This is a genomic window from Salegentibacter salarius, assembly GCF_900168265.1.
GTDB lineage: Bacteria > Bacteroidota > Bacteroidia > Flavobacteriales > Flavobacteriaceae > Salegentibacter > Salegentibacter salarius.
The window spans coordinates 45619-62071 of the sequence record NZ_FVZF01000005.1 but is presented as its reverse complement, the minus strand read 5'-3'; the positions used below and the strand labels follow the sequence as shown (position 1 = coordinate 62071).

Annotated in this window: 14 protein-coding genes; 10 read left to right on the top strand and 4 right to left on the bottom strand. The window is 36.9% G+C overall.

The features are described from left to right. Positions 1 to 7: 7 nt before the first annotated feature. Positions 8 to 2488 (bottom strand): TonB-dependent receptor, encoded by a 2481-nt coding sequence (locus B5440_RS04615; protein ID WP_070055171.1) that lies wholly within the window; start codon positions 2486 to 2488, stop codon positions 8 to 10. Between the two features lie 232 nt (positions 2489 to 2720). On the opposite strand from B5440_RS04615, the gene B5440_RS04610 reads away from it, so the two are divergent. Further along, positions 2721 to 3533 carry an HAD family hydrolase gene (locus B5440_RS04610; RefSeq protein WP_070055170.1) on the top strand — a complete coding sequence of 271 codons (813 nt, stop codon included), beginning with the start codon at positions 2721 to 2723 and terminating at the stop codon, positions 3531 to 3533. Here B5440_RS04610 and B5440_RS04605 read toward each other — a convergent pair. Further along, a complete protein-coding gene (locus tag B5440_RS04605; RefSeq protein ID WP_232756045.1) occupies positions 3530 to 3940 on the bottom strand; it encodes a VOC family protein in 411 nt (136 codons plus the stop codon). The genes B5440_RS04610 and B5440_RS04605 overlap by 4 nt on opposite strands. Positions 3941 to 4083: 143 nt before the next feature. On the opposite strand from B5440_RS04605, the gene B5440_RS04600 reads away from it, so the two are divergent. The 4 genes from B5440_RS04600 (at position 4084) to B5440_RS04585 (ending at position 9569) form a co-directional block, all read left to right on the top strand. Then, on the top strand, positions 4084 to 5955 hold the full coding sequence (locus B5440_RS04600) for a S9 family peptidase (RefSeq protein ID WP_070055168.1): 1872 nt from the start codon (positions 4084 to 4086) through the stop codon (positions 5953 to 5955). A 195-nt stretch (positions 5956 to 6150) separates the two neighbouring features. After that, positions 6151 to 8016, top strand: a complete 1866-nt coding sequence (locus B5440_RS04595; RefSeq protein ID WP_070055167.1) for a TIGR00341 family protein — start codon at positions 6151 to 6153, stop codon at positions 8014 to 8016. A 260-nt stretch (positions 8017 to 8276) separates the two neighbouring features. Continuing rightward, positions 8277 to 8759, top strand: a complete 483-nt coding sequence (locus B5440_RS04590; protein ID WP_070055166.1) for a DUF4168 domain-containing protein — start codon at positions 8277 to 8279, stop codon at positions 8757 to 8759. Between the two features lie 231 nt (positions 8760 to 8990). Further along, positions 8991 to 9569 carry a M48 family metalloprotease gene (locus tag B5440_RS04585; RefSeq protein ID WP_070055229.1) on the top strand — a complete coding sequence of 193 codons (579 nt, stop codon included), beginning with the start codon at positions 8991 to 8993 and terminating at the stop codon, positions 9567 to 9569. Here the strand turns inward: B5440_RS04585 and B5440_RS04580 are convergent. After that, entirely contained in the window at positions 9566 to 11092 is a 1527-nt protein-coding gene (locus B5440_RS04580; protein ID WP_070055165.1) for a GH3 family acyl-acid amido synthetase, read from the bottom strand. The genes B5440_RS04585 and B5440_RS04580 overlap by 4 nt on opposite strands. A gap of 107 nt (positions 11093 to 11199) precedes the next feature. Next, positions 11200 to 12759, bottom strand: coding sequence for an NAD(P)/FAD-dependent oxidoreductase (locus tag B5440_RS04575; protein ID WP_070055164.1), 1560 nt, complete (start codon positions 12757 to 12759; stop codon positions 11200 to 11202). Positions 12760 to 13039: 280 nt separating this feature from the next. Here B5440_RS04575 and B5440_RS04570 point away from each other — a divergent pair, with 280 nt between their 5' ends. From B5440_RS04570 to B5440_RS04550, 5 genes are all read left to right on the top strand, one after another. Then, positions 13040 to 13198, top strand: a complete 159-nt coding sequence (locus tag B5440_RS04570) for a hypothetical protein (protein WP_232756044.1) — start codon at positions 13040 to 13042, stop codon at positions 13196 to 13198. A gap of 5 nt (positions 13199 to 13203) precedes the next feature. Continuing rightward, on the top strand, positions 13204 to 14070 hold the full coding sequence (locus B5440_RS04565) for a histidine kinase (RefSeq protein WP_070055163.1): 867 nt from the start codon (positions 13204 to 13206) through the stop codon (positions 14068 to 14070). Further along, positions 14067 to 14435 (top strand): response regulator, encoded by a 369-nt coding sequence (locus B5440_RS04560; RefSeq protein WP_070055162.1) that lies wholly within the window; start codon positions 14067 to 14069, stop codon positions 14433 to 14435. Before B5440_RS04565 ends, B5440_RS04560 begins: the two co-directional genes overlap by 4 nt. Before the next feature lie 22 nt (positions 14436 to 14457). Then, positions 14458 to 14694: a DUF3820 family protein gene (locus B5440_RS04555; protein WP_070055161.1), complete on the top strand. Its 237-nt coding sequence runs from the start codon at positions 14458 to 14460 to the stop codon at positions 14692 to 14694. 121 nt (positions 14695 to 14815) lie between these two features. Next, a complete protein-coding gene (locus B5440_RS04550) occupies positions 14816 to 16450 on the top strand; it encodes a CTP synthase (RefSeq protein WP_070055160.1) in 1635 nt (544 codons plus the stop codon). Positions 16451 to 16453 lie beyond the last annotated feature (3 nt).

The following is a 16453-nucleotide window of genomic DNA, read 5'->3' as shown; positions in this document are numbered from 1 at the left end:
TATTTAATTAAAAATTATAAGTTAAGCTTGCTGCAAAGTTTCTTGGTCTTTGCGGATTTATTGTAGACCAACCGGTATAGTATTCTTCGTTAGTAAGGTTATTTAACTTCAAATTAATCCCAAATTTATCTACATTATAAAACACAGAGGTGTTTAAAATAGTATACGATGGTAGCGTGAAGACTCCTGCAGTTTGGCGATTAAAGATCATATTCTCACTGGCATAATTTCCACCAAAACCAAGTCCGAAACCTTCAAGATTTCCCCGAGTAAAACGATAACTCACCCAGAAATTAGCTAAAGTTTCAGGCCCTGCAGATTCTGGTCTTCTTCCAAGAAAATCTACCTGATCAGATTCGGTTAATTCACTATCGTTATGGCTAAATCCTGCGATTAAATTCAAACCTTCGATAGGGCTGGCAGTTACACTGGCTTCAAACCCGCGGCTATATTGTTCGCCATCCTGTACAAGGTTAAAAGGATTTTCGGCGTCTTGCATTACTATATTAGAAACCTGGATATCGTAATAACTTAAGGTAGCCGAAAGGTGATTATTCAATAAATTAAATTTAGTTCCAACCTCAAATTGCTTTGCTCTTTCCGGGTCAAAAACCAAAGTTCGGCTTTCCCCCGTTTCAAGGTTATCCACCTGTCTTGGCCCAACATTACTAAATCCATCCATATAATTTGCGAAAAGCGCTACTTTATCTAGAATTGGCTGATAAACCACTCCAAATTTTGGAGATAGCGCAGTCTGGCTATTGGTTTCAGTTTCAAACTGGTCTAATCTTAGGCTGGTCATTAAAGCAAGCTGTGGAGTAAAGTTAAGAACGTTAGAAATATATGCGCTATAAATATCTTCTTCAGCAATATTGTTATTTCGGTTTACATTTTCTAACAAACCTGCAGTGGCTTCTTTACTAAGAATTCCGCTATCATTATCTGTAATATAATTTGCAGGCTCGTAAATTCCGAAAACACTTTCGTTCACATTTTGTAAACTTGCATTTCCAATATAAACATCCCCATTTTTAATATAACCGGTATTATTGTCTATCACTCTTCTATTAAAGTAATCCAGGCCAACTACGGTACGGTTACGCATTCCTGCAATTTCAAAATCTCCCATGAAATTCTGTTGAATATCAGTGCTTAAAGTTGTAGAATTTTGATTGCTTATATAGCGAGTAAAAATAAGCCCTTCATCAAGATTAGTTACTTCTCCGGGCACTTCTTCCCTATCCTGCTTAAAGCGCGTGGTTTCGTATAAATATGAATAATTCCCCAAAGCTTTAGCCGAACCAGTTGAAACCGCTGTTTGTGAGGTCCATCGGTCTGAAAGCTCATAATTCATTTGTGCCTGCAAACTAAAGGTTGGATTTTCTACCGTAAGATCGTTACTAGTGTAAGAATTCTCATTATTATAGCCCAATTCTTCAAGATTAGTAGCTGTAAGTGGCGCTCCTCTATCTACAAATAGCATTAAAGGATTGGTACTTTCAGAATCATAAAATTCAGTGTTTATAAAGAACGAAAGTTTATCATTTACCTTATAACTTAACGAAGGCGCTACAAACAGAGACTTATTAAATCCTGCATCCTGGAAGCTATTTTCGGTATGATATGCAGTATTTACCCTTAAAGCAACATCGCCGGTTTCATCAAGCGGAGTGTTCACATCAGCAGTTACACGATTAAGTCCGAAGCTTCCTAGGGTATAAGAAATATTTCCGCCAAAATAATTATAAGGCTTTTTGGTAGTAATATTTATTAGTCCGCCATATGAAACCAGGCTACTGCCGTATAAAGTTCCCGAGGGGCCTTTAATCACTTCAATATTTTCCATATTTGCAGGATCTGGGCTCCCGTTAGTTAGTGCCGGCAAACCGTTTACCAAAGTTGGTTGCACAGGAAAACCTCTCAGTGAAAAATATCCCGCACCATCATTGCCACGCCCGGTAGACTCCCAAAGTTTGGTAAGACCCGAGGCATTTTTAATCGCATCGTCAAAATTGGTGATCACCTGTTCCTGTAAAAGCTCAGCGGTAATATTATTATAAACCTGCGGGTTCTCTATCTTTTTAAGTGGCATCTTTGCTACACTCACGCTGGTATTTCGGGTAAACTTATTTCCATTTCCATTTCCCCTCAATACAACTGTACCCAGTTGCTCTTGCTTCCCTATTAAAATAATAGATGGAATTTTTGTGGTGGTACCCGGCTGTACATTAACCTTTAGGTTTTGGGTTTCATAACCTACATAAGAAACCTGGATGGTATAATTTCCCTCTGGAATATTCTTTAAACTAAATTCTCCCCGGTTATTGGTTTCATCTCCAATTTGAAGACCTTTAACTTCTATATTTACATTAGACAACGTATTTGCCTCGCTATTTACTACACTACCTTTTATTGCCCCGGTGCTTTGAGCAAAACTAAACTGAATAGCAAAAAGAAATAGTATAATGAGGTTCTTTGAAAGCTTCATTAGTGTTTGTTTTTATTTAGATTGATTTTAAATACCGGGCAAATGTATAAAGCAAATTGAATTTTCAAAAGCTTATTTATAATTATTTTAAATAAAAATAGCTCGTGAAAGTGCAGCTTTTTGGGTATCAAAGAAATAGATCACAAAAATTTATACTGCTAAAAGCACATTTGATCTTTTCTTACCTGCTTCCGGTTACTAATCTTTTATATTTGCCGCTTAAATTTGCGCTATGATAAAATTGATTGTTACCGATATGGACGGAACTTTGTTGAATGATCAACACGAGATCCACCCCGATTTTTGGGAAATAGAAGAATCGCTTAATGAAAAGGGAATTATGTTCTCGGTAGCCAGTGGCCGTCAGTTTCACAACCTTGAAAGCAAGTTTGATAGAATAAAAGACCGAATGCTCTTTTTTGCTGAAAATGGCACCCATGTGGTTCATAAAGGAAAAGATCTTTATGTAAATTCGTTAGACAAGTCAGCCGCAATGGATTTTATTCGAAAAGGAAGGGAACTTCCAGAAACTCATTTGGTTTTATGCGGAAAAAACTCGGCTTACATAGAAAGTAAAGACGATAGCTTCTTTAACGAGATCAACAAATTCTACAAAAGAATTGAAAAGGTTGAAGATCTTACTGAAGTAGACGACACCGTTTTAAAAGTCACTTTTTGCAACTTTAATGGTGTTGAAGAACACACTTTTCCTCATTTTAAAGAATATACAAACGACTATAAGGTGGCCATCGCAGCTAATGTTTTTATAGATATTACTTCCATAACCGCCAATAAAGGAAATGCTATAAGCGGAATTCAAAAAGAGTTAAATATTACTCCTGAAGAAACCCTGGTTTTTGGCGATTACCTCAATGACCTGGAAATGATGCAGAACGCGAAATACAGTTATGCGATGAAAAATGCGCATCCTGAAATTATTAACGCGAGTAAATATGTAACTACTTTCAGCAATAACGAAAACGGAGTTTTAAAAACTATAGACGAGCTAGGCTTGCTTAAAGCAGAATATACTTTAAAGAGCTAAACTTTATTATCATTAACTTCAATCCAGTAGCCATCGGGATCCTTAAAATAAATTTGCCTGATCCCGTCGGGCCGGTTGGTGAACGTATCTTTTTCACCTTTCCCGTTTTCAAAAGGAATATTATTAGTCTTTAGCAATTCCATAAATTCTGTTAGATTTTCGGTATTAAAGGCGGAATGAAAACCTTTATGCTTTTCTATTAGCGCATCGCTTTCCACCAAATGCAGCTGTACTTTATTACCTAGCTGAAACCATTTAATATGGTCTCCCAAACCGCCATTATCTATTTGTTCTAACCCAAGGATATCTTTGTAAAAATTTACGGAAGTTTTTAGATCTTTTACTCTAATTGTATCGTGATCTTTTCTAAGTTTAAAAGTATTTGCTGCTGAGCTTCTATTCTTCATCCTTAAAATTTTCTTCAAAATAGCAATAAACCTCATTTTTTACAAAAAAATTACTCTTTGATGTATTTTAATGAAAATTACGTAAATTTATTCAGCATAGTTTATTGATAATCAAACTATCTCACTAACCAAAACTTATAATTATGAAGCTATTCATTTATCTCCTGGCTTTTGTCAGCCTGCCATTACTCGCACAGGAAACAACCCAACCACAAGATTATACCATTGAACAATTTTATGAAAACACTCGTATAGCCGGAGGTTATTTTTCTCCCGATGAGGATAAATTGCTGGTGAGTTCAGATAAAAGTGGAATATTTAATCTGTTTGAAATTGATATTTCAAACGCAGAGATGCAACAAATCACTAACTCTAAAGAAGATTCTTACTTCGCTATAGATTATGTTCCCAATTCAGAGAATATGCTTTATTCCGCAGATAAAGGCGGTAACGAGATCAATCATATTTATCTGCTGGAAGAAAACGGAAATTCCACAGATCTAACCCCGGGTGAAAATGAAAAAGCACAGTTTGCAGGTTGGAATAAAGATAAATCTGGCTTCTATTATATTTCCAACAAGAGAAACCCGCAATTTTTTGATCTCTATGAAATGGATATGGAGAGCAGGAAAAGCGAAATGATCTATAAAATTGAAGAAAATCTCTCTGTACAGGATATTTCTCACAATGGGCAACTTTTAGCCCTAACAAAATCGATCACTACCAGTGAAAATAAGCTCTATCTTTATGACCTGCAAACCAAGGAGATGACGGAACTTTCAGAAGAAGCTGCTGAATATTCGGCTTCGGGTTTTGATAAAAATGATGAGCATTTCTATTATATTACTAACGCCGGACGAGAATTTAAAAGCCTGATTGAATACAATTTGAAAACCAAACAAAGCGACAACCTGTTTGAAACAAATTGGGATGTAATGTACAGTTATCTTAGTGAAAATGATAAATACCGCGTGATAGGGATTAATGAAGATGGGAAGAACAGCCTTATAATTAAAAATACGCAAACCGGGGAAGAAGTAGATCTTCCAGATATGCAAAATGAAGATATTGTAGCCGTAAATATTTCAGATAGTGAAGAATTAATGAGGCTCACCATTGGTACCGCCAAGGCTCCAAATAATCTTTATGTGTATGATTTTTCATCTGGAGAACTAAAAAAATTAACCAACACTCTAAATCCTGAAATCGATGCTGAAGACCTGGTTTCAGCCGAAGTAGTTCGCTACGAATCTTTTGATGGCCTGGAGATCCCAGCCATTTATTACAAACCTCATCAAGCTTCAGAAAATAACAAAGTACCGGCACTGGTTTGGGTGCACGGTGGCCCGGGAGGTCAATCGCGGGTAGGTTATTCTGCATTAATTCAATATTTGGTGAACCAGGGTTATGCAATCCTGGCGGTAAATAACCGTGGCAGTAGCGGTTATGGAAAAACCTTTTATAAAATGGATGATAAAAAGCATGGGGATGAAGATCTTAAAGATTGTATTTGGGGCAAAAAATGGCTTCAGGATCAAGATTATATAGAAGCTGAAAAAATAGGAATTATAGGCGGAAGTTACGGTGGTTACATGACGATGGCCGCGATGACCTTTACTCCAGATGAGTTTGAGGCGGGAGTAAACATTTTTGGTGTTACCAACTGGCTGCGCACCTTAAAATCTATTCCCCCTTACTGGGAAGCTTTCCGTGAGGCGCTTTATGAGGAAATGGGTGATCCGGTAAAAGATTCCATAGCACTTTATAATAAATCACCGCTTTTTCACGCTGACCAGGTTAAAAATCCTGTAATGGTTTTACAAGGTGCTAACGATCCCAGGGTACTCCAGGTAGAATCTGATGAAATTGTAGCAGCTTTAAAAGAAAATGATGTACCGGTTGAATATATTGTTTTTGAAGATGAGGGTCACGGATTTATTAAAAAAGAAAATGAAATTAAAGCTTACAGGCAAATCAGGGAATTTTTGGATAAATACTTAAAAGAAGAAGAATAGCGTTGCTCTAATATTGTAGGTACACTACTTCGAAGCAAGCTCACGAAGCCTTATGATTGGAAAATACAATTTGATTTCGAGGCAAGACTCGAATCATTTAATCTCGATTATCGAGTAAAATCCAAAACTCCGGTTAAAGATTTAGTACCGATTTCAAAAAGCCTTATCTTGGCCTTGCAATCGCAATAACTGACTATGCTGTATATTTTACATCATCCTGAGGATAAACAAAAAATGGAAGAAGATATTTTTCCATTACTAGAAAACACCGAAAAAAAGATCTTAAGCTATCCTGAAACAGACTTTAAGCGAGGAGATAATGATATTATAGTCACCTATTTAAGCGATGAAAATTTAAGAGAGTTTTTACCCAGGGCAGCCCAGGAAAATATTAATATTGGTATTTTACCTCATCCTGAAAATACTTTTACCACTAAAGGTTTAGGGATTTCAGACGATCCGGAAAAAGTTATTGAGGAAATCCTCAATGATGAAGAGGTTCATAAACTAGATATGCTTTTCTGCAATGATATTCCCGTATTCCAATCGGTGAATATTGGGAACGTTTTTATTTTTACTGAAGATCATCAGAATAACAACGTATTTCGGGAAGTTCTTTCCTTTTTTAAGAATATTAGGCACTTGTCTTCTCTTTCCCATAATTCTTATGAATTAACTTCAGAAGATGAAAAAATAATTCGTACTTCTGCCCTGGGAATAATTGTGGTGGAACACGCACTTAGCTCCGTAGTTTCCAGGAGACTGGTTTCAGACAGTTCATTAAACGATGGTATGTTTAACGTACTGGTTATTTCACCAACCAATTTATTACAGTTAATCTGGTTTTTATTACGCAGTTTACTCCCCGGCGGAAAACAATTAAATAAAACCCCGTCTTTTATAGGAAGAATAAGAATTACCAAACTTAAAATAAAAAACAATTCTTCTATTGAATTCACAATAGATGGTGAAAAGGAGCAAGCTGAAGAAATAGACCTCCGGGTAGAACCGGAATCATTATGTCTCGCGCAATCCAGTAAATATGGTACCGAGAAAGATGAAGCCAATCTCAAAAAAAGTATTAAAACCAATACGTTACCAACCGGTGAAAAACGAGAAGAATTAACCAAAAGAACACTTCCCATATACCCAAGGGCTACTACCGAGGAATTTCAGGATTTGTTTAAAGTACTAAGAGAAAACTCCAAAACCAGTTCTGTGTATGTAGTCATGATGATCCTTTCTACCCTAATTGCAACTTTTGGGCTTTTTGGAGATTCCTCTCCGGTAATAATTGGAGCCATGATCCTGGCGCCAATTATTTCTCCCATTGTATCGTTTGCAATGGGAATGGTGCGCTACGACACGAATATGCTTAGACAGGGACTTATAACTATTCTTATTGGTACAGGAGTTTGTTTGTTATTTTCGGCAGGAGTTAGCCTAATTATTCCAATTAAGATAATTACTTCTGAAGTAGATGCCCGGCTATCTCCTACCCTTTTAGATATGGGAATTGCCGTAGCTTCAGGTATTGCTGCAGCTTATGCTCACGCCAAAGAAGGCATTGCTAAAAGCCTGGCTGGTGTTGCAATTGCGGTGGCATTAGTACCTCCACTGGCAGTAGCGGGAATTGGAATTGGCTGGTGGGACTGGGCAGTATTTTCAGGAGCGTTTTTACTGTATTTAACCAACCTTGCCGGAATTATTATGTTTGCCGGCATCACCTTTCTTTTCCTTGGCTTTGCGCCATTTAGAAGAGCCAGGATCGGATTAATTTATACCCTAATTTTAATTGGAATGGTTATGGTGCCACTTTCGCTTTCCTTTAACCGAATTAAAAAAGAAGCTAATATCACCCGTGAATTAGAAGGATCTACAATAAATGAACTGGTAATTAGAAATGTGAGCGTGAGATTTGAAGAACCGCTAAGAGTTTCCCTAACGCTGGTGGGCCCCGATAACCTGGAAGGTGATGAAATTAGGGAAATCAAAAAAGAAATAGAGAAAAGTATTGGCGAACCTATTAACCTTGAAGTGATCTCCGCACGGGGCTTTTAAAATTTCAAAAACCAAATAAGAGGCTGAATTTAAGATAATTACAAAGTTTATGACATAAAATATTTACGTAAAACAAACACTCATTTGTTTTACTCATCATAAATCTTAAAATAAAAAACTGAGCAATTAGGGAAAACATGTTAACAACAGCCTTAATTGAGTTAAGCTTCTCTAAAAAACACAAATTAATGAGCAATATTTTTTGAATAGCAATAGCGTATTTATAGATTGCAAGCCATTTAAAAATTTAAACAAAGATTATGATTAAATCAAAGAAGATTGCAGGTTTATTATTCGCTTTCGCCCTTTTAGGTACAGCAAGTGTATTTGCTCAAACCCAGCAATTACCGCAACAACAGCAACAAGCTGTAGAAGTAGATGTTAGCGACGAGGAGCTTTCTAAATTTGCTGATGCTTACCAAAGAATTAGAATGGTAAACCAAGAAGCACAAAAAGCAATGGCGAAGAAAGTTGAAGATAGCGGATTTGATATTCAACGTTTTAATGAAATTCACCAGGCGGCTTTAGACCCAAATACTGAAAGTGACGCAACTGAGGAAGAGAAGAAAAAGCACAAAGAAGTAGTTGCAGAAATAGAAAGTATGCAAGGCGAATTTCAAAAAGAAATGGAAAACGCTATTTCAGAACAAGGTCTTGAGGTTGCACGTTACGAGAAAATCGCAATGGCTCTTCAAACCGATACCGAATTACAACAGCGTTTACAACAGCTAATGCAAGGATAATTTCTAAATAATTTTTAGAAATCTAATAAAAAAGGTCACCTTCTTAGGCGACCTTTTTTTATGTTTATTTTATAACTTGATTTTTGGTACAACAGCGCAAGTGGGCTATATTTTTAGATAGATTCTAAAAGAAATATCAATTTGAAATCTGGGCCTAAAACTTACTTTATATTAATAGCTTCAATTTTAATTTCTCAATTAAATTGGAGTGCTCTGCACGCACAAAAAACCATGAAACAAAAAGACACTTTAAAATTTGAAAACAAAGTAGTACCCGATGAAATATGGCGCGAGACTTACGTCGCACTTTCCCATTACCCCGAATTAAGGGATACTCCTATTGAATTTAAATTTAAAAAGAAGATCCAGAAATCTTTTATGCAGGCCCAGCCAAAACTTTCGGGTTTACTAAAAAATAAGAAAAATCGTTCTTACTTTGTAATGATTAGTGAACACATAAAGATTGAAGATGAAGTTTTTGATGTAAAAAATGTTCCTTCAGAAGTCTTAATTGGTTGGATTGGTCACGAGCTGGGGCATATTATGGATTATCGCGAACGCAACGCGGCAAATATGGTTTGGTTCGGCATTAAATATTTAACCTCAAAGAAATATATACAGGAAGCTGAAAGAGCCGCAGATACCTATGCGGTAAACCACGGCCTTGGTAAATATATTATTGCTACTAAAGATTTTATCTTAAACCACACGCACCTTGCAGATTCCTACAAGGCGCGAATCAAGAAATTATATCTTTCACAAGAAGAAATTATGGCTTTAATTGACGAAATAGATGAAGACGAGGATTAAGCGTTTTTTTCCTTTACGAATTTTTCCCATTTCGCAAATTTCTCTTCGTCCATAACTTTTTCCATTTTTACCTGCCCACCTTTTTTCTTATTGGCAGCACTCCATTCCGGGAAAATATCTGGATGAACTTTGGTCACTTTAACGCCCTTTAAAGCTTTAGAACGGGCAACTTTATAATTCTTATTAGCATTTTTAAGCGATTCATCTAAAGCCTCTTTAAGTTCTTCTTCCGGGGTCTCGCCTTCGGTTCCTAAATACCAGTGGTGATGAAACTCGCCATCAATTCTTACCGCAGCAAGGGTAAATTCAGGAATTTTAATATCAAATTTTTTCTCAAGCTCCTGCACGGCATCATTCATTTTATTTACTGAAAGTTGAGAACCAACCACATTTAAAAAGAATTTTGTTCTTCCGGTAATGCGAATTTCCTTCCGCTTTACATCGGTGAATTTAATGGTATCTCCAATTAGATATCTCCACGCACCGGAAACAGTACTAATAAGCAATACGTAATCCTTTTCTTCTTCAACTTCATCTAAAGAAATTACCGGCGCATCATCTACTATAGAACCATCCTGGTTAATATATTCGGCTTTAAACGGAACAAATTCGAAGTAAATTCCATTATCCAGAATAAGCTTCATGGCGTTGGTATCAGGTCTTGCCTGTACCGCCAAAAATCCTTCTGAAGCAAGGTAAGTATCAATAACTGTAATAGGTCGCGCCAATAAAGCATTAAAACTCTTTTCATAAGGCTCAAAGGCAACGCCACCTGAAGCATACACCTGCAGGTTTGGCCATATATCATGAATATTATTCAGGTTATTATATTCAATAACCTTTTTCATCATTAATTCTAACCAGGAGGGAATCCCGCTTAGTGCACCAATATCCCAGTTTTTAGCATTTTCGGCTATTCGCTGTACCCGCTCATCCCATTCTTCAATCTTAGAAATTTCTTCACCGGGTTTGTAATAACCTCGAAACCAAAAAGGAATATTACTGGCGCTAATTCCGCTGATTTCACCTTCCTTATGGTCTCCTTCTTTTTCCAGATCTGTAGAACTGCCAAGCATCATAATTTCCTTTTCGAAGAAATTTGGAGGAAGATCAAAATTACTCAATGCGCTTACCTGCTTGATCCCTGCTTTCCTAATAGATTCCAGCATTTCATCGGTCACAGGAATACGTTTACTTGATTTCCCCGTGGTTCCAGAGCTCACCGCGAAATAAGGCGGTCTTCCAGGCCAGGTCACATCTTTCTCACCATCGTGAAGTTTATGCCACCATTCTGCATTTAATTTATTATAGTCAAAGTAAGGCACCTTTTCTGCAAAGGTTTTTTGAATATCGTCGGCTTTTAAAATCGACTCAAAATCGTAATGCTTTCCAAACTGTGTATCCTTTGCTTTTCTAAGTAATTTGGTAAGTACTTCTTGTTGGGCTTCTTCAGCTTCCGGTTCGGAAACTATGGTATCGCGAAGATCTATAAGACTTTTAATTAAGGAACCTACTATGGGCATAATTCTGGTTTTTATCGGTAGTTGTTTTCAAAAAATGAAGATAAAAAAAACAGAAATCAACACTATTAATGTCTTGACAATTATCAAGAATTTAACCTTTCAGCTCACTAAGAATTTATTAAACTTTCCACACATTTTTCGGCACACCTTTCTCCATCTATCGCTGCGGAAATTATACCGCCGGCATAACCGGCACCTTCCCCGCAAGGATATAGTCCTTTTATTTGTATATGCTCAAAACTATAAGGATCTCGCGGAATTCTCACCGGAGAAGAAGTTCTGGACTCCGGGGCGTGAACCACGGCATTGTTGGTTAAAAAACCACGCATACTTTTATTGAATTCTTTAAAGCCTTCCTGTAAAGTTTTATGAATAAATTCTGGAAATACATTTCCTAAATCAGCAGAAGTTACCCCGGGTTTATAGGAAGTTACCGGCAAATTTCCAGATATTTTTCCCTGGGTAAAATCTACTAAGCGTTGCGCCGGAACTTTTTGGGTACTTCCTCCTTCAAACCAGGCTTTTTGCTCAATTTGTTTTTGAAATTCCATTGCCGCCAAGGGATCCTTTTCAACATTTATAAAGTCTGAAAGTCTTAATTCTACTACAATTCCAGAATTTGCTGTTGGTTGATCGCGTTTACTGGGAGACCAGCCATTGGTAACCACCTCTCCCGGGGAAGTTGCACAGGGAGCGATAATTCCGCCTGGGCACATACAAAACGAATACATTCCCCTACCCTTTACCTGTTTTACGATACTATAAGGTGAAGGCGGAAGAAATTCTCCCCTGGAATCACATTTATACTGAATTTGATCTATAAGTTCCTGCGGATGTTCTACCCTTACCCCAAGGGCAAAAGCTTTGGCTTCAATTTTTATATTTTTTCGGTGTAAAAGTTCAAAAATATCCCGCGCCGAATGTCCCGTAGCCAGGATGATCTTTTTCGCTTTAATACTTTCACCGCTTAGAGTTTTTATTCCTGCTACTTCATTATCTTTAATAAGAATATCGGTTAGCCGGGTTTCAAAAAGAACTTCTCCGCCACAAGCTATAATAAGTTCACGAATATCTGCAATAATTGCCGGAAGTTTATTGGTTCCAATATGCGGGTGTGCCTCTACCATAATCTCTGGGGTAGCGCCAAAACCCACAAGTAATTTTAAAATTCGGTCTACATCACCGCGTTTTTTGGAGCGGGTATAAAGTTTACCATCACTGTAAGTACCTGCACCACCTTCGCCAAAACAGTAATTAGAGTCTTCGTCTACAATATGCTCAATATTTAAAGCCTTGAGATCACGACGACGTGATCTCACATCTTTACCCCGTTCAATAATTATGGGTTTAAATCCCAGCTCCATACAGCGCAATGCGGCAAATAATCCGGCAGGCCCTGCTCCAACTATAATAATTTCTTCGTTATTACTTACATTTTGATATTCAGGCAGCCTAATCTTCTCTTCCTTAAATTCTTCATTCACATAAACCTCTACCTTTAAATTGATCTTTATCGCCCTTTGCCTGGCATCTATAGATCGCTTTAAAATATTTATAGCGGTTATTTCTTTCTGAGGAATACTGCCGTGACGAGAAACAGCCCTTTTTATTTGTTGCTCACTTGCAGCTTCTTCTGGACTTACTCTAATTTGATATTGATATTTCATTATATAAAATCTAAACGAAACTATCTCGAGGCAGGCCTGCGAGGTGTTAATTGTATTTTCTTTCGATTTTCGGGGTATCCCGAATCTTCGGGCCCAATCTTTTAAATCTTGATTCTCGAGCAAAAATATGATTTTCTAATTTGTTGCATAGTTTTTTAAATTTTGAGAGTTCTGTTAAATAATCACAAACAGAAAAGATTTTTTTTAGGCCGCTTTATAATTTTAACTTATTTTGTAAAATATTTCAAAACCCTAAATCTTATTACAAATTTTTACTAAAATGAATTTAACCTCACGATATCCAATGGTTTCTTATGAAGAAGCCTCTCCAGAAGTTCAGGAATTGATGGCACAGGCCGATTTAGTAAATATGCTGAATACCATAGCCGATGTTTCCGGAATCAAAATAGACAACGAATTACTGGAAACCCCAGAATAACTTTTATGGAATCCCTACAGGATAGGAACTCGCGGGTTTACAGAATAACCTACGAAACTTTTTCTAAATTCAGCAACAACTTAAATCGTTGTAACAGTTTGAAAGAAGTTTCTAAGGTTTCCGAGCGTTTCTTAAAATATCTGCTGAATTTCCATTTATTCAGGATCAGCGTTAACCAGGCGGGTTCTTACCTGGTTTACTGCCAATGTAATTCAAAAGGTCAATTTGAACTTATTCAGAAAGAAAATCTGCTCCCATACGAAGTACAGATCCTGGAAGACAATATTCCTATTAGAACTGAAAAGATTCCCACCCAATTAAGCGAAAAAATTTCTGAAACAAATTTAGAGTCGCCTTTTCTCTGGTGCTGGACCTTTAAAAAAATGGATATAGATTTTACCGTTTCCCTGGTAACCGATGAAAGTAAAGCTTTTGATGTTGGAGATATTGAAATGTTGAAATTAATTAGCGACAGTTTCCAGGCGAAATTCCAGGAAATTTATCTTAAAGAAGAATTAGACAGTAAAAACAAATCCCTTCTGCAGGCTTTAGATATTATTAAAAATCAGAATAAAAAGATCAATCAAATCGTAGAGAATCAAAAGCAAACTATCGCCGATCGCACGAAAGAAGTGGTAGAAAAAAACGAGAAATTATTGCGTATTTCGGCTTTAAACGCACATAATGTAAGAGAACCATTATCCAGAATTCAAGGTATAGTTCAGCTTTATGACGTTTTTGATGATGCAACCTGCAGGGAAGAACTTCTGCCAAAACTCAAACAATCTTCTGAAGAAATGGACCAGGTTTTGCAAGAAGTAATTAAAATGGCCACCACCGAATTGAACCAATTAAAAGCAAAAGAGTTATGAGCACCATTATCCTGGTAGACGACCAGCCCATAGCCAATTTTATCACGCGAAAACTCCTTGAAATAGAAGGTTATAATGAAGATGTTTTAGATTTCACCAATCCCGAAGAGGCTTTGGTCTATTTGGAAGATAAACAAAACACCTTCATTTTTTTAGACTTAAATATGCCCGAAATGAATGGTTGGGAGTTTCTGGATAATCTAAAATCTAAATCACAAAAACATAAAATAATTATCCTTACTTCAAGCACCAGCGCTATAGACCAAAACCGAGCTAAAGAATATGATTCGGTGATAAAATATGTAGAAAAACCTTTAAATAAAGACAAATTCAAGGAACTTCAACCTCTTTTGCAACAGCAATAATTAAATCTCGATTCTCGAGTAAATGAGTATACAACCCAACCACAAAGCACTTTTAGAACTAGCCCATGCTAAAATGCATTTTGGAAAATACAAAGGCTATTATTTAAGCGACATTCCCGAATATTATTTGGTCTGGTATCGGCAAAAAGGTTTTCCTGAAGGAAAGCTTGGCCAGCAAATGAGCGAGGTCTTTGAACTTAAACTTAACGGGATGGAGCAATTACTTAGGGATATAAGAAGAAAGTTTCCAAAACCCTGAATTTTTCGCAGTTAAAAACCTGGTTTTAACTTTTAAAATATTAGGTTTAAAATTAACGCCTTTTCTATTCTTCTTTGTAATTTAGCGCCCTGAATAAAACAACGCAACAAACACTTCAAAGATGGCCGAAACCAAGTATATTTTTGTCACCGGCGGCGTTTCTTCTTCTCTCGGGAAAGGGATTATAGCAGCTTCACTGGCAAAATTATTACAAGCGCGTGGATTTAGAACCACTATTCAGAAACTCGACCCTTATATTAACGTAGATCCCGGCACCCTTAACCCCTACGAACACGGCGAATGCTATGTTACCGAAGATGGCGCCGAAACCGATCTTGACCTTGGGCATTACGAACGTTTTTTAAATGTAAATACTTCCCAGGCGAACAACGTAACTACCGGCCGCATCTACCAAAGTGTTATTGAAAAAGAACGCCGAGGAGAATTTTTAGGAAAAACCGTTCAGGTGGTTCCTCATATTACCAACGAGATAAAAGACCGAATCCAGATTTTGGGTCAGAATGGCGAATATGATATCGTAATTACTGAGATTGGTGGAACAGTAGGTGATATTGAATCCCTGCCATATATTGAAGCGGTACGTCAATTAAAATGGGAATTAGGCGATGAAAATGCTTTGATTATTCATCTAACCCTTGTGCCTTATCTTGCCGCTGCAGGCGAGCTTAAAACCAAACCAACCCAGCACAGTGTAAAAACTTTGATGGAAAGCGGACTAAAAGCCGACATCCTGGTTTGTAGAACCGAGCACGAACTTTCAGACGATATTCGTCGTAAACTGGCTATTTTCTGTAACGTGAGACAGGAAGCGGTAATTCAAAGTATTGATGCGGCTACTATTTATGATGTACCCAATTTAATGCTGAAAGAAGGCCTGGATACTGTAACGTTGAAGAAATTACATTTACCCGATGATACTACTCCAAATTTAGACAGGTGGAACCAGTTTTTGGATAGACATAAAAATCCTAAAGCCGAAATCACTATTGGTTTAATTGGTAAATATGTAGAATTACAGGATTCTTATAAATCTATTCTGGAAGCTTTTATACATGCAGGTGCCGAAAATGAAGTTAAGGTGAATGTAGAAAGTATTCATTCTGAATTTATAAATGAAAATACCATAGACCATAAATTCGCGAATTTAGACGGAGTTTTGGTTGCACCCGGATTTGGCGAACGCGGTGTGGAAGGAAAAATTGATGCCGTAAAATATGCAAGAGAACATAATTTACCATTTTTAGGTATTTGTTTAGGAATGCAAATGGCAGTAATTGAATTTGCAAGAAACGTATTAAAGTTAAAAACTGCCAATTCTACCGAAATGGATACTAAAACCAAACACCCGGTTATAGATCTAATGGAAGAGCAAAAAGAGGTAACTCACAAAGGCGGAACAATGCGACTTGGAGCCTGGGATTGCAAACTTACCGAAGGTTCTAAAATTCAAAAAGCTTACGGCAAAACCGAGATCAAAGAAAGGCATCGTCATCGTTATGAATATAACAACAAATACAAAGACGAGCTGGAAAAATCTGGAATGTTAAGCACAGGAATTAATCCTGAAACAGGCCTGGTAGAAGTTATAGAATTAAAAGATCATCCCTGGTTTGTAGGGGTACAATACCATCCTGAATATAAAAGTACAGTTGCTACTCCGCATCCGGTATTTATAGCCTTTATTAAGGCAGCATACGATTTTTCAAAAAATAAAGAAAATGCCAGTCTGGCATAAAAT